This window comes from Streptomyces sp. HUAS CB01 (genome assembly GCF_030406905.1).
In the GTDB taxonomy this organism is placed as follows: Bacteria; Actinomycetota; Actinomycetes; order Streptomycetales; family Streptomycetaceae; genus Streptomyces; species Streptomyces chengbuensis.
In genome coordinates this window covers 936,567-959,139 of the sequence record NZ_CP129137.1, presented here as the reverse complement: position 1 = coordinate 959,139, position 22,573 = coordinate 936,567, and the positions used below count along the sequence as shown (strand labels likewise).

22 protein-coding genes are annotated in these 22,573 nt (G+C 73.8%); 6 read left to right on the top strand and 16 right to left on the bottom strand.

Going from position 1 to position 22,573, the window contains the following annotated elements:
* Window positions 1-103: 103 nt before the first annotated feature.
* Both QRN89_RS04255 and QRN89_RS04250 read right to left on the bottom strand, forming a co-directional pair.
* Window positions 104-472 carry a low affinity iron permease family protein gene (locus QRN89_RS04255; protein ID WP_290348006.1) on the bottom strand — a complete coding sequence of 123 codons (369 nt, stop codon included), beginning with the start codon at window positions 470-472 and terminating at the stop codon, window positions 104-106.
* Window positions 469-1,218: a UdgX family uracil-DNA binding protein gene (locus QRN89_RS04250; RefSeq protein ID WP_290348005.1), complete on the bottom strand. Its 750-nt coding sequence runs from the start codon at window positions 1,216-1,218 to the stop codon at window positions 469-471. Before QRN89_RS04250 ends, QRN89_RS04255 begins: the two co-directional genes overlap by 4 nt.
* Before the next feature lie 634 nt (window positions 1,219-1,852).
* Here QRN89_RS04250 and QRN89_RS04245 point away from each other — a divergent pair.
* The 3 genes from QRN89_RS04245 to QRN89_RS04235 all read left to right on the top strand — a co-directional run bounded on the left by QRN89_RS04245 (window position 1,853) and on the right by QRN89_RS04235 (window position 6,628).
* Window positions 1,853-3,370 carry an FUSC family protein gene (locus tag QRN89_RS04245; RefSeq protein WP_290348004.1) on the top strand — a complete coding sequence of 506 codons (1,518 nt, stop codon included), beginning with the start codon at window positions 1,853-1,855 and terminating at the stop codon, window positions 3,368-3,370.
* Between the two features lie 957 nt (window positions 3,371-4,327).
* Complete coding sequence (locus QRN89_RS04240; RefSeq protein ID WP_290348003.1) at window positions 4,328-5,491, top strand: nitric oxide synthase oxygenase; 1,164 nt, start codon at window positions 4,328-4,330, stop codon at window positions 5,489-5,491.
* Between the two features lie 81 nt (window positions 5,492-5,572).
* Window positions 5,573-6,628 (top strand): lactonase family protein, encoded by a 1,056-nt coding sequence (locus tag QRN89_RS04235; protein ID WP_290348002.1) that lies wholly within the window; start codon window positions 5,573-5,575, stop codon window positions 6,626-6,628.
* A 503-nt stretch (window positions 6,629-7,131) separates the two neighbouring features.
* On the opposite strand, the gene QRN89_RS04230 is transcribed toward QRN89_RS04235, so the two are convergent.
* From QRN89_RS04230 to QRN89_RS04205, 6 genes are all read right to left on the bottom strand, one after another.
* Window positions 7,132-8,052, bottom strand: a complete 921-nt coding sequence (locus QRN89_RS04230; RefSeq protein ID WP_290348001.1) for a sirohydrochlorin chelatase — start codon at window positions 8,050-8,052, stop codon at window positions 7,132-7,134.
* 88 nt (window positions 8,053-8,140) lie between these two features.
* Window positions 8,141-9,157: an N-acetylglucosamine kinase gene (locus QRN89_RS04225; RefSeq protein ID WP_290348000.1), complete on the bottom strand. Its 1,017-nt coding sequence runs from the start codon at window positions 9,155-9,157 to the stop codon at window positions 8,141-8,143.
* Window positions 9,154-9,831 (bottom strand): uracil-DNA glycosylase, encoded by a 678-nt coding sequence (locus tag QRN89_RS04220; RefSeq protein WP_290347999.1) that lies wholly within the window; start codon window positions 9,829-9,831, stop codon window positions 9,154-9,156. The genes QRN89_RS04225 and QRN89_RS04220 overlap by 4 nt, the downstream gene beginning before the upstream one ends.
* Window positions 9,832-9,865: 34 nt before the next feature.
* A complete protein-coding gene (locus QRN89_RS04215) occupies window positions 9,866-10,954 on the bottom strand; it encodes a WD40/YVTN/BNR-like repeat-containing protein (RefSeq protein WP_290347998.1) in 1,089 nt (362 codons plus the stop codon).
* 198 nt (window positions 10,955-11,152) lie between these two features.
* Window positions 11,153-12,232: an NADH:flavin oxidoreductase/NADH oxidase gene (locus tag QRN89_RS04210; protein ID WP_290347997.1), complete on the bottom strand. Its 1,080-nt coding sequence runs from the start codon at window positions 12,230-12,232 to the stop codon at window positions 11,153-11,155.
* Between the two features lie 67 nt (window positions 12,233-12,299).
* Complete coding sequence (locus tag QRN89_RS04205) at window positions 12,300-12,863, bottom strand: MarR family winged helix-turn-helix transcriptional regulator (RefSeq protein ID WP_290347996.1); 564 nt, start codon at window positions 12,861-12,863, stop codon at window positions 12,300-12,302.
* A 119-nt stretch (window positions 12,864-12,982) separates the two neighbouring features.
* Here QRN89_RS04205 and QRN89_RS04200 point away from each other — a divergent pair, with 119 nt between their 5' ends.
* Window positions 12,983-13,396 (top strand): organic hydroperoxide resistance protein, encoded by a 414-nt coding sequence (locus QRN89_RS04200; RefSeq protein WP_290347995.1) that lies wholly within the window; start codon window positions 12,983-12,985, stop codon window positions 13,394-13,396.
* 153 nt (window positions 13,397-13,549) lie between these two features.
* Window positions 13,550-13,900 (top strand): ArsR/SmtB family transcription factor, encoded by a 351-nt coding sequence (locus QRN89_RS04195; protein ID WP_290347994.1) that lies wholly within the window; start codon window positions 13,550-13,552, stop codon window positions 13,898-13,900.
* A 240-nt stretch (window positions 13,901-14,140) separates the two neighbouring features.
* Here QRN89_RS04195 and QRN89_RS04190 read toward each other — a convergent pair whose 3' ends face one another.
* The gene (locus QRN89_RS04190) at window positions 14,141-15,517 is read right to left on the bottom strand and encodes an FAD-dependent oxidoreductase (RefSeq protein ID WP_290347993.1); all 1,377 of its coding nucleotides are present in this window, start codon (window positions 15,515-15,517) and stop codon (window positions 14,141-14,143) included.
* Between the two features lie 61 nt (window positions 15,518-15,578).
* Window positions 15,579-16,208 (bottom strand): DUF305 domain-containing protein, encoded by a 630-nt coding sequence (locus QRN89_RS04185; protein WP_290347992.1) that lies wholly within the window; start codon window positions 16,206-16,208, stop codon window positions 15,579-15,581.
* A gap of 101 nt (window positions 16,209-16,309) precedes the next feature.
* On the opposite strand from QRN89_RS04185, the gene QRN89_RS04180 reads away from it, so the two are divergent.
* Entirely contained in the window at window positions 16,310-17,821 is a 1,512-nt protein-coding gene (locus QRN89_RS04180) for an LVIVD repeat-containing protein (RefSeq protein WP_290347991.1), read from the top strand.
* A 77-nt stretch (window positions 17,822-17,898) separates the two neighbouring features.
* Here the strand turns inward: QRN89_RS04180 and QRN89_RS04175 are convergent, their stop codons facing one another.
* From QRN89_RS04175 to QRN89_RS04150, 6 genes are all read right to left on the bottom strand, one after another.
* On the bottom strand, window positions 17,899-18,555 hold the full coding sequence (locus QRN89_RS04175) for a TetR/AcrR family transcriptional regulator (RefSeq protein ID WP_290347990.1): 657 nt from the start codon (window positions 18,553-18,555) through the stop codon (window positions 17,899-17,901).
* 251 nt (window positions 18,556-18,806) lie between these two features.
* Window positions 18,807-19,505 (bottom strand): HAD family hydrolase, encoded by a 699-nt coding sequence (locus tag QRN89_RS04170; protein WP_290347989.1) that lies wholly within the window; start codon window positions 19,503-19,505, stop codon window positions 18,807-18,809.
* Window positions 19,506-19,523: 18 nt separating this feature from the next.
* Window positions 19,524-20,225 carry a phosphatase PAP2 family protein gene (locus tag QRN89_RS04165; RefSeq protein WP_290347988.1) on the bottom strand — a complete coding sequence of 234 codons (702 nt, stop codon included), beginning with the start codon at window positions 20,223-20,225 and terminating at the stop codon, window positions 19,524-19,526.
* A gap of 197 nt (window positions 20,226-20,422) precedes the next feature.
* The gene (locus QRN89_RS04160) at window positions 20,423-21,358 is read right to left on the bottom strand and encodes a M56 family metallopeptidase (RefSeq protein WP_290347987.1); all 936 of its coding nucleotides are present in this window, start codon (window positions 21,356-21,358) and stop codon (window positions 20,423-20,425) included.
* 84 nt (window positions 21,359-21,442) lie between these two features.
* Window positions 21,443-22,012: a DUF5134 domain-containing protein gene (locus tag QRN89_RS04155; RefSeq protein ID WP_290347986.1), complete on the bottom strand. Its 570-nt coding sequence runs from the start codon at window positions 22,010-22,012 to the stop codon at window positions 21,443-21,445.
* 170 nt (window positions 22,013-22,182) lie between these two features.
* Entirely contained in the window at window positions 22,183-22,569 is a 387-nt protein-coding gene (locus tag QRN89_RS04150; protein ID WP_290347985.1) for a VOC family protein, read from the bottom strand.
* Between the last annotated feature and the right edge of the window lie 4 nt (window positions 22,570-22,573).

Sequence of the window (22,573 nt, the reverse complement as noted above, 5' to 3'; positions counted from 1 at the left end):
CCCCGTGCCGTCGCCCTCGCGCTCGTCCTTGCTCCTGAGCTCTGCCCCGTGCCGTCGCCCTCGCGCCGCGCGGCCTGGGGCGCCCGGCTGGCCCCGGCGTTCCTCAGGTCTCCTCCTCCATGCGGATGGCGGACCTGAGGTCCTCGTGCGCCTTGCCCGTTTCGCCCTGCTGCGCCTCGAGGATCGCGGCGGCGATGGCGTCCAGTTTCCGCTGGAGCGCACGCTCGCTGCGGAGCTCGGAGTTCTTCAGCAGCGCCAGCAGCAGCAGGGTGACGGCCGTCATGCACTCGCCCGCGAAGATCTTCCAGGTCAGGGAGACGTCCGCGAAGTGCACCGCGACCACGCCGGCCACCAGGAGCAGACAGAACCCGAAGAAGACCGGTGAGCTGGTGAGGTGCGAGGCCTTCTCCGCCAGCCGGTCGAACCTGCCCGGTGTGGGCCCGCCGCGGTCGGCGGGATGCTCCATCGTCATCGGCCGCTGCCTCCTTCCGGGCCGCCCAGGACGTCGGCCACCACCCTCAGATCGGCCACCAGCCCGTCGTACACCCTGTCCCGGTCGTCCGCGCGCAGCACGGCCGAGGGGTGGATCGTCGCCACCAGGCCCCGGATGTGCGGGGCGCTCCCGCCGTCCCGGCCGGTGTCCGGCCACGGCAGGAGTGCGCCGCGCTGCTCGGTGACCCGGAATGACGAGCCGAGCAGCGCCTTCCCCGCGGACGCGCCGAGCGCCACCACGACCTCCGGCGACACGAGCCGCAGTTCCTCCAGCAGCCACGGTCTGCACGCCGTGATCTCCCGCAGGTTCGGCGCCTTGTGGATCCGCCGCTTGCGGCCCTCGGGAACGGTGAACTTGAAGTGCTTGACCGCGTTGGTCACGTACGCCTGCGCCGGGTCGAGCCCCGCGTCGGCGAGCGCACGGGTCAGGACCTTCCCGGCAGGGCCGACGAACGGCCGGCCCTGCCGGTCCTCCTGGTCCCCCGGCTGCTCACCGAGCAGGAGGACGGCAGCGCCGGCGTCCCCCTCGCCGAACACCGTCTGCGTCGCGTCCCGGTACAGCGGGCATCCGCGGCACCCGGCGGCGGCCTTCCGCAGCCCGGGCAGCCCCGCACGCCGACCGGGGAGGAACGGGGTGGCGTCGTAGCCGCCCTCGCCCGGACCGTCCGGTCCGTCCGCTGCTCCCGCCTCCGACCGTCCGACCGCTCCACCCGTGGCTCCGGCCATGGACTCACGCATCCCTTCGTCCCCGTGACGTCCCGTACCCGTCGGGACGTTCCACGGACCGCTCGGGCCGCCGGGCCCGTGGCGGGGGTACCGCCGGGCGCCCGCCGGCTCCGTTCACCGTGCGCATGCCCACGCGGCGCCCGCAATCGGGGGCGGTGCGGCCGTTGCCGGCAAGCGCGCCCGTCGCCGCACGTCCGACGGCGGGCCGGATTCCCGCCTTGCCGCAACAGCGCCGGGCATGCCTGACGACGCGGTACGGAGAAACCCGCAGAGGACGGAGCCGGAGCGGGTCGCCTCCGGTGATGCGCCCGGCCCACCAGCCGCGGCAGCGGTCACCAGGGCCCGGACGCGGGAGGCCGCGAGGGCCTCGCGGTGGGTCTCCGCACCGCGAGGCGTCGCGGTGCGGAGCCGACCGCCCTCTGCCGCGTGGGAGCCCGGTGGCCGCCCGGGCGCCAGGGACTGGTCCGTTGGCCCCGCCAGCGAAGCGGTCCACCACCCGTGACCGTACCAATGGCCCATCGGATCAACCTCGCCTTGAGCCAGTGGGGCATGGAATGGTCTTATGTACATGTCGATGGCGCTGCGGACTCCGCGGCGCCTTTTTCATGCCGGAACGTCGAAGGGGCGGGAAGAAGTGCTGAAGAGGGTGTTCGTGGCTCCGGACCCGGGGCTGCTGCGGCTGCGCAGCGCCACGCGGGCCGTCCTCGGCATCGGGCTGGCCCTGGCCGTGTGCGCGCTCACGGGGCACACGCTCACCGCGGTCATCACCGGCGGGCTCGCCGCGCTCCTGGCCCTCTTCACGGTCACCGACCCGCGGATCCGCGACCAGGCCCTCACCACGGCCCTGCTGCCGGTGGTGGGCTTTCCGGTCCTCGCTCTCGCAGCCGGCCTGCACGACGCGCCCGGTGCGCGTGACGTGGCCTTCGTGGCCGTCGCCGGCGCCGCGGTGTACGCGCGGCGCTGGGGCCCTCGCGGGCATGCCCTCGGGGTCTTCGCGTTCATGACCTTCTTCGTGACCCAGTTCCTGCGCACGGTGCCCGGTCAGCTCCCGGAGCTCTACTCCTCCGTGCTCCTGGCCGTCCTCGCCGCCTCCGCCGTCCGGTTCGGTGCCTGGTGCTTCGAGCGGCGCCTGCCGCAGCCCGCGACGCCCGCGCTGCCGACGGGAACGGGGCTGGCCCGGACGACCACCCGGCAGGCCGTCCAGGTGACCGTCGCCGGGGCGTTCGCCCTCGCCGCCGGACAACTGCTCTCGGACGAGCGCTGGTACTGGGCCGTGGGTGCGGCCTGGTGGATCTTCGTCAACACCAGCGCGCGCGGCGAGACCCTCGTCAGGGGCTTCCGCAGGGTTCTCGGCACCGTCCTCGGTATCGCCGCGGGCCTCGTCGTCGCCGTGCCGGTCCAGGGTGCGCTGCTGCCGACGACCGTGCTGGCCCTGGCCTGCGTCTTCGGGATCTTCTACAGCGCCCCGGTCTCGTACAGCTGGATGATGTTCGCGGTGACCGTACTGGTCTCGCTGCTGTACGGGCTGCTCGGGGCCCTGGAGCCGGCCCTGCTCGCGCTGCGCCTCGCGGAAACGGCGGTCGGCGCCCTCGGCGCGGCCCTGGCGGTGGCGTTCGTGCTGCCCGTCACGACCCACGCGGCGACCAACGCCTGGATCCGGCTGACCGTGCGCTGCGTGCACGAGTGCACGACCGTCGCGATGCGCAGGCTCGCGGGGGACGGCACCGCCGACCCGGCGCCGCACGCCGCCGAGCTGGAGCAGCTTCTCGCCCGGGTGCGGATGTCCCTGGCGCCCCTGGTCCACCCGTTCAGCCCGCTGCGGGCCCGGAAGGCGCGGGCCCGGCAGGTCCTCGTCCTGCTGGACGACTGCGCCCGTGAGGTGCGGGGGCTGGCCGCCGTCGCGGCGGACCCGTACGCCTCTCACGACGCGCGACTGGCCGCGGCCTGCTGGCGGGTCGAGGCCGCGGTGCACGCGCTGGAGTCGGACTCCGCGCCCGGCCACGCGCCCGACCCCGCGGGTGCCGACGCCACCCCGCACCACGACCCGGGCGTCGAAGCCGCGCTCACCCATCTCCACGGTCTGGAGCGGGCCCTCGCCGGACTCGCGACGCCGCTGCGCACCTCCCCGCGCGCGCCGCTGATCACGGTCTGAACGCCCCGCGACCGGCTGAACGGTCGGCGGCCCCTCGCGCTGCCACGTGACCGGTCACGTTCCGTGGGCCTCCGGGGGCCGGGGTGACGGGACGCCGGGGTGGCGGGGCGGCCGGTCAGGGGCGGGACCGAGGCCCGCATGGCCGGTCCGCGGCGTACCGAGGGGGCCGTGTCCCCCGCCCATGTCCCGTTCGTCCGATGGGTCCCGTCGGCCCCGTCGCTTTCGGGCGCCCGCGCGACCGGTCCGTGGCGCACTGTGCGGCCGGCCCCCGGTGAGTCATCGCTCTCCTCGGGCCCCGGACGGCGGTGCGGCCTCGGGGCCACACGGCGTGCCGCGCGGTCCCGTATGACTCGTTCGCTCCGAATGTCGCGGTCTCACGCGACCACCACGTCGTGCCGCGCGAAGCCGCACGACCGGTTCAGGCCGAATGTCGTGGACCCGCGCGGCGGTTCATGCCGCCGGCCGCGGTCCCGCATGGCCGGTTCACGGCACTCCGCGCGCCCCCACATGCCCCGTCGGTCCCCTGCCGTCCGGGGCTCGCCCGCGTCACCGCTCGCCGCTCCCGTGCCGTCCCGCGTGCTCCGCGGCCCGCTGACCGGCGTCGCCCCGCACCGGGTCCGCGGCGGCACGGCGACGGCCCGTCGCGTACCGGGGTGCGGCAGGGGCGCAGGCGCGTGGTCGCGGACCCCCGTGCGCCGGGCGGCGGCTCCCAACTGGGCACGTGCATCTGGCATTTACAGGGTGGATCAGGCCATGTTCGGGGTAGATCGGGCGGCATCCACATCGCCTTCACACACCGGGGTGCGCACCATGCGGAAGTTCCTTCGTAGAGCCGCCGTCCGCAAGTTCCGCCCGTCGGATCCCCAGCCGGCCGGAGCGCAACCCGTCCGGGCGGAAGCCGTTCCACCGCCCGGGCAGTGCCCGGTCGGCCATCCCGGGCCCGCCGGAACGGCCCCGGTGCGGCCCGCACCGGAAGCCGACCTCGTGCGCCTGCGGCAGGAGGCCGAGGAGTTCCTGCGGCTCTACCACCAGGAGGAGCGGGGGGCCGGCGACCCGACGGCCCGGATAGCCGCCGTACGTGCCGAGATCGACGCTACCGGCACATACCGACACACCGCAGACGAACTTGCCCACGGGGCACGGGTCGCCTGGCGCAACAGCAACCGCTGCATCGGCCGCCTCTACTGGCGCTCCCTCCGTGTCCGGGACCGCCGCGACGTGTGCGACGCGGACACCATCGCCGAGGAGGCCGCCGCGCATCTGCGCGAGGCGACCAACGGCGGCCGGATCCGTCCCGTGATCACGGTCTTCGCGCCGGACGCGCCGGGCCGCCCCGGCCCACGCATCTGGAACGAACAGCTGGTGCGGTACGCGGGCTACGCCGACGGTGCCGGCCGGGTGACCGGCGATCCGCGCAACACCGGACTCACCGCGTACGCGACGGGCCTGGGCTGGCCGGGCGGCCCCGGTACGCAGTTCGACGTACTGCCGCTGGTGGTCCAGGGCAGCGACGACAAGCCCCGCTGGTTCGAGCTGCCGGCCGACGCGGTGCACGAAGTACCCCTGCGCCACCCCGAGGACGACTGGTTCGCCGCCCTCGGACTCCGCTGGCACGCGGTACCCGCCATCTCCAACATGTGCCTGGAGATCGGCGGCATCTGCTACCCGGCGGCCCCGTTCAACGGCTGGTACATGGGCACCGAGATCGGCGCCCGCAACCTCGCCGACGACGACCGCTACGACCTGCTGCCGGTCGTGGCCGCGCGTCTGGGACTCGACACCTCCACCGACCGCACCCTGTGGAAGGACCGTGCGCTCGTCGAACTCAACCGCGCCGTGCTGCACTCCTTCGACAGCGCCGGTGTGACCATCACCGACCACCACACGGAGTCGCGCCGCTTCCTCACCCACCTGGAGCAGGAGGCCGGCCGGGGGCGCCCGGTGGGCGCCGACTGGTCCTGGATCGTGCCGCCGATCTCCGGCGCCGCGACCGCGGTCTTCCACCGCACGTACGACACGGTGCAGTCACGCCCCCTGTTCGCGCACCACCCGGAGGCGCTCGCCCGGTCCCGGGGCGAGGAGCCGGCTCCCGAGACGGCACACGAGCCCGGCCTGGTCTAGACCGCCTGCTACCGTCGGCCGGGCAGACCATCGGCCGGCCGGCGGGGAGCCCCGGACGGCGCAGCACCAGGGGAGGCCCCAGTGGAGCACAGGAGAGCGGTACGGGCGTTCATCGGGTCGTTCACCTCGGCGGGCGGCCGGGGGATCGTCACGGCCGCCCTCGACCCGGCGACGGGAGCACTCACGGAGACGTCGGCGACGGACGCCGTCGCCGACCCGTCGTACCTCGCGACCGGTACGACGGAGAGCGGACCCGTGCTCTACGCCGTCTCCGAGACCGAGGAAGGGGCGGTCGCCGCCTTCGACATCGGCGGGGACGGGCCGCCCCGTCCGCTCGGGGAGCCCGTCCCGGTGCTCGGGTCCGGACCGACCCATCTGTCCCTGGCCCCGGGCCTGGTGCTCACCGCCAACTACGGTTCCGGCAGCGTCAGCGCCCTGTCCGTCGGCCCCGGCGGACGGCCCGGCCCCGCCCTCGGTGTCCTGCGCCACGAGGGCCGGGGGCCGCACCCGGAGCGGCAGGGCGAACCGCACGCCCACCAGGTGCTTCCCGACCCCTCCGGACAGTGGGTCCTCACCGTGGACCTGGGCACGGACTCGGTCCGGGTCTGCGCGCTGGACCCGGCGGGCGGCGCGGCCCCGGCCCTCCGCTCCGAGACCGCGCTGCCGCCGGGAACCGGTCCGCGGCATCTCGCCTTCCACCCCGGCGGGGAACATGTGTACGTGCTGGGCGAGCTGCGTCCCACGCTCACGGTGTGCCGCTGGGACGCCGGCCGGGGAGTCCTGGAACCGCTCGGTGAGGCATCCGTGCTCCCCGACGGGCACGAACTGCCCAGTTACGCCTCCGCCCTGGCCGTGTCCCGCGACGGTCGGTTCCTGTGGGCGGCCAACCGGGGCCATGACTCCATCGCCGTGTTCCGGCTCGACGCCGGCGGGGAGAAGGCAGAGCACGTCACGACCGTGCCGTGCGGCGGCCACTGGCCGCGTGATCTGGCGCTCGGCCCCACCGGTACCCGGCTGTACGCGGCCAACGAGCGCTCCGGGGACGTCACCTGGTTCGACATCGACGCCGGGACCGGCGTGCCGCACCGGGCGGGTTCGCTCGCCGTGCCCGCGGCGACCTGCGTGGTCTTCGCCTGAGACGCCGCTGCCGTCCGCGGGAGGTCGGGGATGCCTCTGTACGTACGAGGCCCGGTACGTCCGAGGCCGCGGCACCGCGCAGGCGTCTGCCCCGAGGTCATGAGGCCAACTCCGCTGTGACGCCCCGGCGTCGCGCAGGCGCGTACCCCGCGGGTCATGAGGCCCCGCCGGTCATGGGGCCCGGGGCCACGAGGCCTGTGACGCCCGGCGTCGCAGGCGCGTATCGCGCGGTCATGAGGCCCCGCCGGTCATGGGGTCCTGCGGCCATGAGGCCGCTCGGCCGCGATGCCCCGGTGCCACGCAGGCGGGTGCCCCGCGGTCGTGAGGCGCCTCTGCCGCGATGCCGTGCCCTCACGACGTCGGTGAGGGACCGCGCCCGGTGCAGGCGCCCTGCGTACCGGGGTCCCTGCCCGGCCAGTGGGTGGCCACACGCAGACTCCGGGCGCACGAAGGGCCCGCGCCGTGCGGCGTGGGCCCTTCCGTCCGTGCGGGGCGGCGACCGGTCAGCGGGACTGGGCGCCCTGCGGCTGGGGCGTGATGCCCAGCGCGGTCGTGTACTGCGACAGCACCAGCTTGCCGATCGCGGGGTACGCGCCCAGCGGCTCCGCGGCGGAGCAGCCCGCCTCCGCGGCGGCGGCCTCGAGCAGACCCTGGGGCACCTCCGGGCCGACCAGGTACGGGGCCAGCGCGAGCTGCGCGGAACCGGAGACGCGCAGTTCCTCGGCCGTCGCCGCGATCGCGCCCTCCTGGTCCAGGGCGGCCGCCATGACCGGCACGGCGAGCCGGGCGGCCAGCAGCATTCCGGTGATGCCGGCGGCCTGGACGGCCTCGTCACCGCCGACCGTGGCCAGGACGATGCCGTCGGCCGCGGTGGCAACGGTGAACAGCCGGGCCCGGTCGGCGCGGGCCAGACCCGCCTCGGACAGCCTCACGTGCAGGGCCTCGGCGAGGAGCGGGTGCGGGCCGAGGACGTCCGTCAGCTCCGCGGTCGACCGGCTGTCCATGACGGCCTGGCGGATCCGGCGGATCAGGGCGCTGTCCGGGCCGGCGAGCAGCGGTACGACGACGGAGGCCGGGCCCTCCGGCTCGGCGACCTCGCGGCCGGCCGCCTTCGCCAGTTCGTAACGCTCGGTGCGCAGTGCGGCGGACCGGGTCAGCACGCTCCCCAGCGTGGGGTACTCGGCGTCGTCGCCGTCGACGTAACCGATCGCGGCCTCGAGGCCGGGCAGCTCGGAACGGGCGATGCTGACGACTTCCTCGGCGAGGCTGCGTATCGCGGACGAGGGGGTGCCGGGCACGGCGAGGACGAGGGTCGGCGCGCCCTCGGGTGCCACCACGGGCTCGGGGCGGCGGTGCCGCCCGGGCTGGCGGGGTCGCGGCATTCGTACTGGCAGGCCGGATGCGGGCCCAGTGGGGGAGCTCATGGCGCCGCATGCTACTGGTTTCGCCGTCGTGCCTGCTCAGGGAGGGGTCGGTCGAGCGCCGTCTGTCCGTGTTTACCCGATGAGTTCGTTAATGGCTGCCTGTCCCGGTCTGATCGGTAAGGGTGGTTGTGAGGGAGAGCAGCCGTGGATCCTGCGGCAGCTTCAGCGTGCCGCCGGCGAGCGCGGCCGCGACGGTCAGCGAACCGGCGAGCGGGTCGCCCGCCGCGGACACCGTCCGGGCGGAGGGGAGTTGACGGGCCAGGGCGTCCCGCAGGGGCACGAGGAGCGGATCGCCGATCCTGAACAGCCCACCGGTGAGCGCGACGTGGCAGTCACCGGCAGAAGGGGGCGGACAGACGGCGGCGGCCGCCGCAGCGATGTGCTCCGCCGCGTCGGAGAGGATGCGCGCGGCGACCGGGTCGTCGGCGGCGCAGCGGGCGACCTCGGGGGCGAACGACGCCAGCACGGCCGGCCGGTCGGTACGCGGGTACAGGAGCCCCGGCAGCCCCGCCGCCGGGCCGAACACGGCCTCCAGCCGTTCCAGCAGGGCAGGGGAACCGCCCGCCCGCCCGTCGTGGGCCCGCAGCGCCGCCTCCAGCCCGGCCCGCCCGATCCAGGCGCCCGAGCCGCAGTCACCGAGCAGATGGCCCCAGCCGTCGGCACGGCGCCAGCTCGTGAGATCCGTACCGGTCGCGATCATGCCAGTGCCGGCGGCGACCACGGCTCCGGGACGCTGGCCGAGCGCGCCCGCGTACGCGGTGACGGCGTCGGCGGCGAGTGCGACCTCCCGTACGCCCAGCTCGCGCCCCAGCGCACCGGGCAGTACGGCCCGCAGCTCGTCCCCGAGGGTCGCCATCCCCGCGGCCCCGATCGCGACGGCGACGGGCGCCTCCGCCCCGGCCCGGCGCAGGAGTTCCCGTGCCATCGGCAGCAACTGCTCCAGCAGATGGGCCGCTTCGATCCCGGCGGCGCCGGTACGGACCGGCTCCCGGGACACGGCGGTCAGCGCGGCCGATGTGTCGGCGGCCGGGGCGAGGGCGACGCGCAGGCCCGAGCCCCCGGAGTCGGCCCCCAGGACCCAGCCGCCCGCGCCGCCACCGGTCATGGCAGTCGCCAGTCCACCGGCTGCGCACCCTGGCGGACGAGCAGGTCGTTCACCCTGCTGAACGGCCGTGAGCCGAAGAAGCCCCGGTCGGCGGACATGGGGGAGGGGTGGGACGACTCGATCGCCGGAAGGTCGCCGAGCAGTGGCCGCAGATTGCGGGCGTCGCGCCCCCACAGCACGGACACGAGCGGTTTGCCGCGGGCGGCGAGGGCGCGGATGGCCTGCTCGGTCACCTCTTCCCAGCCCTTGCCCCGGTGGGCCCCGGGCTTGCGTGGCGCGGTGGTCAGTGCCCTGTTGAGCAGCAGCACGCCCTGCCGGGTCCACGGCGTCAGATCGCCGTTCGACGGCCGGGGCAGACCGAGGTCCGTGTGCATCTCCCGGAAGATGTTCTCCAGACTCCCCGGCACCGGCCGCACTTCGGGTGCCACGGAGAAACTCAGCCCCACGGCGTGACCGGGTGTCGGATAGGGGTCCTGGCCGACGATCAGGACGCGCACCTCGTCGAACGGCTGCTGGAAGGCGCGCAGCACATGCGCGCCCGCCGGCAGGTACGTCCGCCCCGCGGCGATCTCCGCTCGGAGGAAGTCGCCCATCGCGGCGATGCGTTCGGCCACGGGGTCCAGGGCGTCCGCCCACCCCGCATCGACGATTTCTTTCAACGGTCGTGCTGCCACGAAGCGCACTCTACTGGCCGTGCCGGAGGCCTCCTCAACCGACCGTGGCGGCCCGGACACAGAGCACATCCGGCAGATGGGAGGCGAGTTGCCGCCAGCTGTCCCCGTCGTCCGCGCTCGCGTACAGCTCGCCGTTCCGGTTGCCGAAGTAGATCCCGGCCGGGTCGGACCCGTCGGTGCACATCGCGTCGCGCAGCACCGTGCCGTAGTGGTCGCCCTCGGGCAGCCCGCGCGACAGCGGCTCCCACGTCCCGCCCGCGTCCGTCGTCCGGTAGACCCTGCAGCGGTGCTCCGCCGGGACCCGGTCGGCGTCGGCGTTGATCGGGAAGACGTAGGCGACGCCGGGGCGGTGCGGATGGGCGACGACCGCGAAGCCGAAGTCCGACGGCAGGCCCGCACCGATGTCCGTCCACTTGGCGCCCGCGTCGTCGCTCCGGTACACCCCCCAGTGGTTCTGGAGGTAGAGCCGGTCGGGATCCCCGGCGTCCTGGGCGATCTTGTGGACGCACTGGCCGAACTCCGGGTTCGGGTCGGGCAGGAAGACCGCCGACACCCCTTCGTTGGACGGCTTCCAGGCGGCGCCCCCGTCCTGGCTGCGGAAGACCCCCGCCGTGGAGACGGCCACGGTCACCCGGTCGGGGTCCCGGTCGTCGGTGACGACGGTGTGCACGGCCTCGCCGCCGCCGCCAGGCACCCACTTCGAGCGGGTGGGGTGCTCCCAGAGCGGCCGGACGAGCTCGAACGTCTCCCCGGCGTCCTCCGAGCGGAACAGGGCGGCCGGCTCCGTGCCCGCGTACACGACGTCGGGGGCCGAGGGGCCGGCGGGGTGGAGCTGCCACACCCGCTCCAGGGAGGCCCCGGTGTCCTTGGGGAACTTCACCGCGGGCTTGGCCGGTTCCGTCCAGGTCGCGCCCAGGTCGTCCGAGTGGAACACCGAAGGGCCCCAGTGCGCGCTGTCCCCGCCGACCAGCAGTCGTGGCACGGCGCCGCGGCGGGTGTCGATCCCGATCGAGTACACGGCCTGGGCGTTGAAGTGGGGGCCGTCGAACTCCCACCGGCCGGCTCTCCCGTGCCCCAGGAAGAGCCCCTTGCGTGTGCCTACTGCCAGCAGAACGTCGGTCATCGCCGACACCTCCAGGACGCCGTTGTCGCGGACAGGGGCCAGTCTGCACCCACCCACTGACAGTGGCCCTCGGAGCGCGCCTTCCCGCAGGTCGGTCCGGCCGCGCCCGGTTCCGGAGCGCTCCGGCCGCGACCGGCGCGCCCCGTGTCCCGGGCCCCGGCGTGCTCCGTGCCCGGCGGTCACGACCCGGGCACGGGCTCAGACCGAGCGGTGGTACTGCTCGGGGACACGGACGGTCCCGCCGAGTTCGTGTGCGGCCCGGCGGGCCCACGAGGGGCTGCGCAGCAGTTCGCGGCCGAGGAGTACGGCGTCGGCCTCGCCGTTGGCGAGGACCTTCTCGGCCTGCTCCGGGTCGGTGATCAGCCCGACGGCCGCCACCGGCAGTCCCGTCTCGTTCCTGACCCGGGCGGCGAAGGGCACCTGGTAGCCCGGACCGACCGGGATGCGCACGCGCGCGGCGTTGCCGCCGGAGGAGACGTCGAGCAGGTCCACGCCGTGCTCCTTCAGCAGGGACGCGAGGCGGACGGTCTCGTCGGCGGTCCAGCCGTTCTCCTCGAGCCAGTCGGTCGCGGAGATCCGGAAGAACAGCGGCAGGTCCTGCGGCCACACAGCACGCACGGCGTCGACGACCTCGAGCGCGAACCGGGTGCGGTTCTCGAACGACCCGCCGTACTCGTCGGTGCGGTGGTTGCTGTGCGGGGAGAGGAACTCGCCGATCAGATAGCCGTGCGCGCCGTGCACCTCGACGACCTCGAAGCCGGCGTCCAGCGCCCGGCGAGCGGCATCCGCGAATCGGGCCGGGAGCGCCGCGATCTGGTCGGTGGTCAGCTCGTCGGGCACCGGGTGGCCGTCGTCGAACGGGACGGGGCTCGGGGCGACCGGCTGCCAGCCGTCGGCGTCGGGGCCGACCGGCCCGCCGTCCTTCCAGGGGCGGCCCGTGGAGGCCTTGCGCCCGGCGTGGGCGATCTGGATGCCGGGCACGGCGCCCTGCTCCTTGAGGAAGCGGGTGATCCTGCGGAAGGCGTCGGTCTGGGTGTCGTTCCAGATGCCGAGGTCGTACGGGCTGATCCGGCCCTCGGGGGCGACCGCGGTCGCCTCGACCAGGATCAGACCGGTGCCGCCGGCGGCCCGGGCGGCGTAGTGGGCGAAGTGCCAGTCGGTCGGGACGCCCGCGTCCGGTCCCGTGGCCTCGGCGCTGTACTGGCACATCGGTGCCATCCACACGCGGTTCGGGATCGTCACGGACCGCAGGGTGTACGGCTCGAACAGTGCGCTCACGGCGGACTCCATTTCACGGCGGGGCGAAGGTGGCGCTCGTACGATAGTCATCGTAGTACGGTGGTTGTCAAACTACGATGTCTCTCGTACAAGGTGTGTCCGTGCCCGCGTGGTCCCGCCGGGTGTGTCGGTCCTCGGGGCCCGCGCAGCCGCCGAGCGGGTCGAGCTCCAGGTCGGCGCCGTCGAGCTTGGCGGTCAGCGCCGTCAGGCGCTCCTGCAGATCGCCGATCTCCTGCAGGGAGAGTCCCGTGGCCGCGGCGATCCTCCGGGGTACGAGCGCGGCCCGCTCCCGCAGGGCCGTGCCGGTCGCCGTCGGGTGCACGGTGACCGAGCGCTCGTCCTCGGTGCTGCGCCGGCGCCCCACGAAGCCGAGCGCCTCCAGGCGTTTGAGCAGGGGCGAGAGGGTGCCGGAGTCCAGCCGGAGGCGGGCGCCGATCGTCTTCACCGAGAGCTCGCCGTGCTCCCAGAGCACCAGCATCACCAGGTACTGGGGGTAGGTCAGCCCGAGGTCCTTGAGGATCGCCCGGTAGACGCCGTTGAAGGCCCGCGATGCCGCGTGCAGCGAGAAGCAGATCTGGTGGTCCAGGCGGAGGATCTCCGCGTCCGGTGCGGCGTCCGGTGTCGTCTTCATGGAGCCAGCGTACCTGTCTCGCGAGCCACTGAGTTGTGCACAATTTAATTGTGTGCTCTAGTACTACCTGTCCGGCCCGCCCGACGGGTCCGGCCCCAACGACCGAGGGATGGTTTTCCATGAACGCGCTGTACACCGCTGTCGCCACCGCGAACGGCCGCGACGGGCGTGCCGTCAGCTCCGACGGCCGGCTGGACCTGCCGCTCGCCGCGCCCACCGCCCTGGGCGGCAGCGGCGAGGGCACCAACCCGGAGCAGCTCTTCGCGGCGGGGTACGCGGCGTGCTTCGCCAGCGCGCTCGGCCTCGTCGGCCGCCAGGCGAAGGTCGACACCGGCGAGATCTCGGTGACCGCCGAGGTGGGCATCGGCAAGGACGAGGACGGCGGCTTCGGCCTGGCCGTGGTCCTGCGCGTCGAGCTGCCCGCGGCGCTGGAGGGCGAGACCGGCGAGCTGCTGGTCAAGCAGGCGCACCAGGTCTGCCCGTACTCCAGGGCGACCCGTGGCAACATCCCCGTCGAGCTGGTCGTCGAGTAGTCCGACGGGACCCGCGCGGGGGATCCGCGGGGGGTGCCCCTCGCCGGGGCGCTCCCGCCGGGTCCCCCGCGGGTCGTGGTGCGGCCCGTGCGGCACGCGTCGAACTACGACGACTTTCGTACCATGGAGACCCCGAACCGAAGTGGAGCCTCCGTGACCACCGCCGCCAGCCCCCGTGAGCTCGCCCACCCCACGCGCGACGAGATCCGGCTCGAGGGCGTGCTCCACGCGCTCTCCGACCCGGTGCGGCTGCGCGTGGTGCGCGAGCTGGCGACCGCGGAGGCGGAGCTGTCCTGTTCGTACTTCGATCTGCCCGTGACCAAGTCCACGTCGACCCATCACTTCCGCGTGCTGCGGGAGAACGGCGTGATCCGGCAGGTCTACCGGGGCACGGCGAAGATGAACGGGGTGCGCCGCGACGATCTGGACGCGCTGTTCCCGGGCCTCCTCGACAGCGTCCTGACCGCCGCCGCCGGTGAGGCGGCCCGCCTCGGCACCGGCTGACCGCGCCCTCGTGTCGCCCTGGTTCCTTGGCACGTGTGCCCTGCCGGGAACGCGGTTCCGACGCCCTCGGGGACTCGCCCCCCGGCCGGCCGTGGACCTTTCGGCGCCCCCGCCCGTCCGTCACGCGTGCCTGCCGCGCAGGGAGCCCGGCCCCCTTGGTGCTCGTGTCCCGCCGAGCGCGGTGCCTTCGACGCCGGCACGCCCTCGCCTGGCCCGGAGGGCCGCGATCCCCTCCGTGCGCTACGCCGCCGGGAGCTGCGGAGCCATGCCGACGCCGGCCGCGCCCAGCAGCCCCGCCCAGTCGGCGATCTTCACCGAGCGCCGCCCGAGCGACCGGCCCAGCGCTCCCTCTGCCTCCTCGATCGCCAGCCAGCCCGGCCACTCCACGGGACACAGCCCCGACTCCCGCAGCACGTCCAGCGGTTCGTCCGGGAGCGGGCGCGCGGACAGTGCGGGCGCGTCCGCGAGGAGCGACGTCACCGTCTCCTTGGCGCAGGGCCTGTTCGTCCCGATCACCCCGGTGGGGCCTCGCTTGATCCAGCCCGCCACGTACTCGCCCGGCGACGGCGAGCCGTCCCGCAGCACCCGGCCGGCCAGGTGCGGCACCGTGCCCCGCGCGGCGTCGAACGGCAGCCCCTCCAGGGGCACTCCGCGATAGCCGACCGCCCGCAGCACCAGCTGCGCCTCGATCTCCTCGTACGTCCCCGTACCGCGCACTCCGCCCGAGTCGTCCGGCACGGTCCGCTCGAAGCGCACCGCGGCGACCCGGCCGTCCTGGGCGAGCAGCTCCACCGGGCGCAGGAAGAAGCGCAGCCGGATGCTCCGCGCCCGGGCGCGTGCGGCGTCCTCGCCGGCCTCCGCCCAGCCGCGCACCACCTCGACGTTGCGCCGGCCGACCGCAGGCAGTCCCGACGCGTCGGCGTACCCGGGGTCCAGGGCGAGGTCGGCCGGCTCGACGCCGACGGAGGCGTCCGGCAGCGAGCCCAGCTCGCGCAGCTCCTTCGTGGTGAACTTCGCCTGGGAAGGGCCGCGTCTGCCCACCATGTGGACCTCCCGCACCCGGCTCCCTGCCAGGGCGCCGAGCGCGTCGTGCGGCACGTCGGTCGGCCGCAGCTCCGCCGCGCCGCGCGCGAGGATCCGGGTGACGTCGACGGCGACGTTGCCGACCCCGATGACGACGGCCGACCGGGCGCCGAGGGTGAAGCCGCTGCCCGCGGCGTCCGGGTGGGCGCTGTACCAGGACACGAAGTCGGTGGCCGAGAAGCTTCCGGGCAGATCCTCGCCGGGCACCCCCAGCCTCCGGTCCTTCGCGGCCCCGACGCAGTAGACGACCGCGTGGTAGAGCCGCAGCAGGCGCGCCGGCGTCAGTCCGTGCGCGCCCACCTCGACGTTGCCGACGAAACCGATCCGCTCGTCCTCCAGGACCGCCCGCAGGGTGTTCTGCAGGGACTTGATCTTCTCGTGGTCGGGCGCGACTCCGTACCTCACCAGCCCGTACGGACAGGGGAGACGGTCCAGGACGTCCACGCGGACGTCCGGCACGAGGGACTGCTGGACGAGGGCCTGAGCGGTGTACACCCCGCTCGGCCCGGATCCGACGACGGCGACTCGAAGCACGGCTGCGCTCCTTCCCGCAGGGTGCTTCCAGCATTGCACCGGGGAGGCCGCCCGGTAAGCCTCACATCGTGCGCATACGGTTGATCTCCGACGTCTGCTGCGCGATCACGTCGTTCGCCATCTCCTCCACCTGGACGTTGTTCCCCTCGGACAGCACGGTGGCCCCCATCGTCAGCGCGCCCTGGTGGTGAGTGATCATCAGCTTGAGGAACAGCTCGTCGAAGGCCTTGCCCTTGGCGGCGCGCAGCTGCGCCAGCTGATCCTCGGTCGCCATGCCCGGCATTGCCCCGTGGTCATGGGCCCCGTGACCGTCCGTCGCCTTGGAGTGCTGCTTCAGCCAGCCCTGCATCGCCCCGATCTCCGGCTGCTGCGCGGCCTTGATGCGGTCCGCGAGGCGCTTCACCGGGGTGCCACCGGCCCGGTCGGGTACGAGGGCCGTCATCTCCAGCGCCTGGGTGTGATGGACGATCATCATCCGGACGTACGACACGTCGGCGGCGTTGGGGCTGTCGTCCGGCAGCTCCTTCGCGGCCTCCTCGGGCGAGAGCGTACGGGCGGGCTCGCCGGGCTTCCCCGGGGCCACGACCGCCGTGCCGCGGTCCCCCTCGGCCCTCGGGGTGCCGGACCCGGACCCCGACTCGCAGGCGCCCAGGGCGAGTACGGCCACGACGACGGCCGCCACGACTTTCATTACGTCTCTGTTGCCATCTGTTGATATGGGCATGCTGAGGACGATACTGCCGGGGTCAGTGCATGGTTCAACTACGGAATGGAACTAGGGGAGGAAAAACGGTGACCCCGTTGCACACCACCCGCGTGCGGCGCAGACGTCTGGGCGTGGCGGCAGCCGCGGCAGGGCTGCTGGCCACTCTGCTGGCGGCCGGACCCGCGGCCGCCACACCGGACCCCGGAGACGTCCCGGCCGAGAGGAAGGTCTCGTCCGAACAGGCGGCAGCCGCCAAGGCCCTGACGACCAGTGGCGAGATACCCGCCGTGGACGAGGTCGTCCACAGCGACAACATCCAACATCTCGCCAACATCCCGAAGGACGCCCTGCCGGGCACCAACTCGGACCTCGCCTTCCAGGGCACGTACGCGTTCGCCGGCAACTACGACGGCTTCCGCATCTTCGACATCAGCAACCCGCGCGCCCCCAGGACCGTCTCCCAGGTCCTGTGCCCCGGCTCCCAGAACGACATCTCGGTCTCCGGGGACCTGCTCTTCCTCTCCACCGACTCCTCGCGCAGCGACAACTCCTGTGCCAGCACCAGCCAGCCGGCCACGGAGAAGTCCTCGTGGGAGGGAGTCAAGGTCTTCGACATCAGCGACAAGCGCAACCCGAAGTACGTCGCGGCCGTCGAGACGGCGTGCGGCTCGCACACCCACACCCTCGTGCCCGAGCGGCGCAACGTGTACGTGTACGTGTCGTCGTACTCGCCGAACGCGACGTTCCCGGACTGCCAGCCGCCGCACGACGGGATCTCCGTCATCAAGGTGCCGCGGAACGCCCCGGAGAAGTCCGCGGTCGTCGGCTTCCCGGTGCTGTTCCCGGGCGAGGGCCCGGACGGCGGCGGCAACCCCGGCTCACCCACCAACCCGGGCGTCTCCAAGACGACCGGCTGCCACGACATCACCGTACTGCCGTCGAAGGACCTCGCGGCCGGTGCGTGCATGGGTGACGGCATCCTGTTCGACATCCGGGACCCCGAGCGCCCGAAGGTCATCGACCGGGTCCAGGACAACGTCAACTTCGCCTTCTGGCACTCGGCGACGTTCAACCAGGGCGCCGACAAGGTGGTCTTCACCGACGAGCTCGGCGGTGGCGTGGGCGCGACCTGCAACGCGGAGATCGGCCCGAAGCGCGGGGCCGACGGCATCTACGACATCGTCGGCAAGGGCGACCAGCGCAAGCTCGTCTTCCGCAGCTACTTCAAGATCGACCGCCACCAGGCCGCCACCGAGAACTGCGTGGCGCACAACGGCTCGCTGATCCCGGTCAAGGGCCGCGACATCATGGTCCAGGCCTGGTACCAGGGCGGCGTGTCGGTGTGGGAGTTCACGGACTCCGCCAAGCCGAGGGAGATCGCCTACTTCGAGCGCGGCCCGCTGACCACCGACACCATCACCACGGGCGGCTCGTGGTCGGCGTACTACTACAACGGCTACATCTACTCGAACGACATCGCCAAGGGCTTCGACGTGCTGAAGCTCGAGGACCGTCGTACCGACGCGGCCAAGCGCGTCCGGATGCACGAGCTCAACGTGCAGACCCAGCCGGACTACTTCGACCGCCACCACCACTGATCCGTGCCGCCGCGGTGCCGCCCTCTCGGGCGGCACCGCTCCTTCCGGGGCGGTCGTCCCGTCCTCCGGGCCGGCCGCTACCGGGCCGCCCCGGTGGCGGACCGGTCCGGACCCTCGTGTGACGTCCCGCCGGGCGGTTCCCCGCCCGGCGGGAAACCGAGCTCCCAGTCCAGCCCGTACCGCTGGAACAGCTCCGCCCGCAGCCGAGCGCGCGGCATCGGCGCGCCGGGCAGCGCCACCGCGAAGACCGCGCCCATCAGCAGTGCGCGCAGCAGGGGGTAGTCGGTGTCGACGTTCGGCGACCCGTACCGCTCCACCGTGTCGCGCAGCAGGAAGGCGAGGCGCTGCTGCTCGGGACACTGGACGAAGCCCTCCGCCTGCAGGATGCCCGCCATGTGCGCGCGCATCAGCACCGGCCGGTCCACGGCGAGACCCAGGATCGCGTCGACCGCCCGGGCCAGCCGCTCCCGCCCGTCGGCCGTGCGGGGCTCGCGCTCCAGCGCCTCCTCCAGCGTGAGGTGCATCAGCCGGTGCACGGCGGACTGGAACAGCTGGCGCTTGCCGGGGAAGTAGTAGGAGACCAGTCCGCGGGCCGAGCCGGCCCGGTCGGCGATGTCCCCCAGCGTCGTCGCCTCGTAGCCGCGCTCCCCGACGAGCTCCACGGTCGCCTGGAGCAGACGCTCCCGGGAACGCCGACGGAGCTCTTCATTGACCGATGCGCTCCGCGGGGACATGCTTAACTCCTGCGTTGACTGGCTCGGAGCCAATATACTCAGCGCGACCCGTTGCGAGGCGCTCGTGTGCCTGGTCAGCGGGGGTGACCGGACGGACCGGGCGACGCGGGGGATCGCCCGGTCCGATCCGCTCCGTCATGGGTCCGTGTGGATCACCAGGGCCGAGAATTCCGACCTCTGTCCCTATTGTCCGTTTTCGCGGGCCGGATTCCTACGGCCGAGCCTCGGTACTTCGCCCACGCCGTTCCGATTCACGCGCCGACGAGTCCGAGTACCGGACGCAGACCACCGGGCCGCTCCTCGACCGGCAGATGGTCCACGAAGTGCACCGCGCAGCCCAGCAGTGCCGCCCCGCCGTCCGCACGCCTGTCGTCGCCGACCATCAGCACGTCCCGGGGGTCCTCGCCCAGTGCCTCGCAGCCCGCCCGGAACAGCCGGGCGTCGGGCTTCTGCACCCCGTGGCGGTAGGACAGCACGTACGCGTCCACATAGCCGTCCAGCCCGTGGGCCTGGAACACGGGCCGCGGGTCCCAGCCGATGTTGCTGACCACCGCCACGCCCGTACCGAGCCGCCGCAGCCCGCCGAGCACCTCCGCCGCGTCGGGGTACGGACGCCACGCGGACGGGGTCTTGTGCCGCTCGTAGAGGGCGTCGTAGAGCCGGGGGTCGGGGAGCTCCACACGGCGGGCGAGGCCCACGTAGGCGTCCCGGTGCCGCTCGGCGTCGCGGTCGCGGGTCCACCACAGCTCGGCCAGCGCCTCGGGGATCCGCTCGGGGGTGGAGCCGCCGGGCAGCGCCCCGGCCGCGTCCAGCTCGCGCGCGTACCGCTCGAAGGCGTCCTCGCCGACGGAGACGCCCGTCTCGTCGAGCGCCGCGCGCAGCCAGGACGTGACGGATTCGATCCGGAAGAGCGTTCCTGAGAAGTCGAAGAGCACGCCTTTGATCGCCATGCGACGATCCTCCCGGCCTCAGCGCTGCCGGTTCAAGGCCAGCCGTTCGTACGAACCGGCCGCCACGGCCACCAGGCAGATCCCGAGCAGCCAGCCGGCCAGGACGTCCGTGAGCCAGTGCACCCCGAGATACAGCCGGGTGAAGCCCACACCCAGCACCGAGACCGCCGCGAGCAGGGCCGCCGTCCGCCGCAGCCCCGGCCCGGCCCCGGACCGTGCCAGCAGCCAGAGGAGCAGCCCGCAGGTGACGGTGGCCGTCATCGCGTGGCCGGACGGGAAGGCGGCGTAGTGGGCGGTGTCCACGGGCTCCGCCCAGACCGGGCGCTGCCGTCCCACCAGGGCCTTGAGGGCCTGCTGCACCGCCGTGCCCGTCAGGCTCGCCGCCGCGACCCACAGGGCCGTCAGACGCTCGCCGCGCCACAGCAGGGCGAGGACCACAGCGACCACCACGGCCCGCATCGTCCACGGGTCCCACACCCAGTCGCTGAGGATCTGGTTCGCACGGGTGAAACCCGGCTCCGCCAGCGCGGACTCGTGCAGTTCGACCGCGACCGTACGGTCGACCGACACGAGGGGTGACCAGTCCACGGCCACCGTCACCAGCAGCAGCACGGCGATCACGGCGGTCAGCGAGGCGGTGCGCGCCCCGGGCACCGGAGCAGGTGGCTCCTGGGCGGGGGACCGCGGAACGGGGGACGAGGTGGGGGTGGGGGGACGCATGGGAAGGATCCTGCCCCCGATCCGCCCCGCTAGTGCCGTGACCGGCAAGGTTCACCGGGTCGCGACGCCCTGCACGGCACCTCACCGCGCCGTCGCCCCGCGTGCGTCCCTGACGAGGGCGACGATCCTCCGTCCTTCGCTCCACCGCACCGGACGCCGCGGTCCTGACCGGCAGACCTTTCCGGCCACGGCACCGGTTACGTCAAGGCGCTCAGACCCGGCACGAATGCCACCAGCAGCGGTACGACGGGCACCAGGGCCGCGGACGCGGTCAGCCGCAGCCGCCTTCCCGCCGTGAGCCGCGGCACCGGGGCGAGCAGCCGGTTCACCCGCTGGTGCACCTGGGCGTCGGGGGCCGGGCAGGGACCGAAGGCTCCGCGGTGCTCGTTCAGTTCGACCAGTGCGAGGGCGATCGTCAGCCGGCCGAAGCGACGCGAGGCGACGTCGTCCGCGGCCAGCTCGACGAGCCGGTGCATCTCGTCGCGGAACGCGGCGAACACCGGAACCTGCGGAAAGCCGTTGGCGAGCGCGGCCGAGCAGTGCAGCAGCCAGTCGTGCCGCGCCTTCGCGTGTCCCTGCTCATGGGCGAGCACCGCGTCGAGTTGACGGCCCTTCAGCCGCCGCAGGGCCGCCGTGGTGATGACCAGCTGGGGCGCGGCGCCGGACAGCCACCAGGCGTCGGGCCGTTCGCCCTCCAGCACCACGAGCGGATCGTCACCCGGGTCCTCCCCGGGCAACAGCGGTGCGCGCACGAGGAGTTCGGCCCTGCGCCGCTCGCGTCGCGCGTGCGCCCGGTGGATCTCGCGGGTGAGCATCGCACCCGTCCACAGCCCCCCGCAGGCCAGCACGACGGCCAGCACCGCGGACCACGGACCGCCGGCGCCCAGGGCGTACGCCTCGACGACCGCGCTCGGCGCCGGTGCGAAGACCGGGCCACGCACCTCCTGCCACGCTGCGGCCGCACTGATGGTCATGGAGAGTCCGAAGCTCAGCAGCACCGCCGCGACCACGCACTGCCACACCCACAACGCCACCACAGGCTCGCGCTCCGGCCAGTCGGCCCGCGACATCAGCCGCGGCGCGACGACGGCGGCCAGTGCGCCGAGCGACAGCAGCGCGAGGGAGACCATCATGGACACCAGACTATGAGCGCCGTGCTACTCACAGGTATGGCTTCACCCGGCAAGTGACGTACGACACGGCGCGTCCCCGCAGGCTCAGACGGTCAGAAGCATGGCGACCATCGCGACTCCCATCGAGACCCGGCACGCCAGGGCCAGCTCGGGGCGCGCGCCCCACGCCGGGGCGGGGCCGCCGGCGGGCGCGGCCACGGGCACCAGCCGGGCACCCGTGCGCAGGACGAACACCGTGAAGTACACGAGCAACGCCCCCGTCACCAGCGGCACCCCGCCGGCGCCGGCCTGGACGCCGTGCCCTTCGTGGCCGCCCGCCCGCAGCGGTGACATGGTCACCGCCATGTACACCATGGCCAGCGAGCCGACCAGATGGTGCAGATGGTGGACGGCGGAGGGCGAGGCCCGTGTGGCCCACAGGGCTCGCAGGCCCACCGCCCCGAACAGGGCGGCGTACAGCAGCCATGCCCACGCCGGCACCGGTACGACGGCGGCCGGCACGGCCATCGCGGCCATCCCGAACCCCATCACCGCCTCGCCCGCCGCCGCGCTGCGGGCCTCGCCCGCGCAACTGCGCATCCGCACGACGCAGTACGCGCCGGACGCCGCGCACAGTGCCACGAGCAGCCAGCCCGGCATCGCCGGTCCGTGCACCGCACACCTCCCCGCTCGACGTGTCGAGCAGGGGATGCCCAGCCGCGGCGCGGCGCATACGAGCGCACGGGTGTACGCGGGGCGCTCGCGGAGGCACGCGCGGCCTCGTGCCGCCCGGGGTGCCGGCCGGCCGGGTACGGCCCCGGGTCCTCGGGCGGACGCGCCCCCGGTCAGGGCCGGTGGCGCAGGGGATGGTCCTCGGGCACTTCGACCACGGCGATCCGCACCCCGTCCGGGTCGGTCAGCCACATCTCCACGAGCCCCCAGGGTTCCCGCCGCGGGGGCCGCTCTACCGCGGCTCCGTGCGACAGCACGTGTCCGTAGGCCGCCTTGGCGTCCGACACCTGGAGCCACAGCGCGAGGCCCGGGCCGGGCGGGGTGCCGGAGCGCCCGGAGATCTCCAGGAAGCCGCCCCCGAGGAAGTAGACGGTCCCGCGGTCGGGCCCGGTGCCGAACTCCCGGTAGATCTGCAGGCCCAGAACGTCCTCGTAGAACCGCCGGGAGCGCTCGGGATCGGTCGGCCGCAGCAGGATGCGGCTGCTCAGCACGTGCATCATGGAC

What these genes read in the sequence shown, in the direction of transcription:
- QRN89_RS04255 (WP_290348006.1), bottom strand. Translation starts at nt 472, where the DNA reads ATGACGATGGAGCATCCCGCCGACCGCGGCGGGCCCACACCGGGCAGG.
- QRN89_RS04250 (WP_290348005.1), bottom strand. Translation starts at nt 1,218, where the DNA reads ATGGCCGGAGCCACGGGTGGAGCGGTCGGACGGTCGGAGGCGGGAGCA.
- QRN89_RS04230 (WP_290348001.1), bottom strand. Translation starts at nt 8,052, where the DNA reads ATGAGCTCCCCCACTGGGCCCGCATCCGGCCTGCCAGTACGAATGCCG.
- QRN89_RS04225 (WP_290348000.1), bottom strand. Translation starts at nt 9,157, where the DNA reads ATGACCGGTGGCGGCGCGGGCGGCTGGGTCCTGGGGGCCGACTCCGGG.
- QRN89_RS04215 (WP_290347998.1), bottom strand. Translation starts at nt 10,954, where the DNA reads ATGACCGACGTTCTGCTGGCAGTAGGCACACGCAAGGGGCTCTTCCTG.
- QRN89_RS04205 (WP_290347996.1), bottom strand. Translation starts at nt 12,863, where the DNA reads ATGAAGACGACACCGGACGCCGCACCGGACGCGGAGATCCTCCGCCTG.
- QRN89_RS04200 (WP_290347995.1), top strand. Translation starts at nt 12,983, where the DNA reads ATGAACGCGCTGTACACCGCTGTCGCCACCGCGAACGGCCGCGACGGG.
- QRN89_RS04185 (WP_290347992.1), bottom strand. Translation starts at nt 16,208, where the DNA reads ATGAAAGTCGTGGCGGCCGTCGTCGTGGCCGTACTCGCCCTGGGCGCC.
- QRN89_RS04175 (WP_290347990.1), bottom strand. Translation starts at nt 18,555, where the DNA reads ATGTCCCCGCGGAGCGCATCGGTCAATGAAGAGCTCCGTCGGCGTTCC.
- QRN89_RS04170 (WP_290347989.1), bottom strand. Translation starts at nt 19,505, where the DNA reads ATGGCGATCAAAGGCGTGCTCTTCGACTTCTCAGGAACGCTCTTCCGG.
- QRN89_RS04165 (WP_290347988.1), bottom strand. Translation starts at nt 20,225, where the DNA reads ATGCGTCCCCCCACCCCCACCTCGTCCCCCGTTCCGCGGTCCCCCGCC.
- QRN89_RS04160 (WP_290347987.1), bottom strand. Translation starts at nt 21,358, where the DNA reads ATGATGGTCTCCCTCGCGCTGCTGTCGCTCGGCGCACTGGCCGCCGTC.
- QRN89_RS04150 (WP_290347985.1), bottom strand. Translation starts at nt 22,569, where the DNA reads ATGATGCACGTGCTGAGCAGCCGCATCCTGCTGCGGCCGACCGATCCC.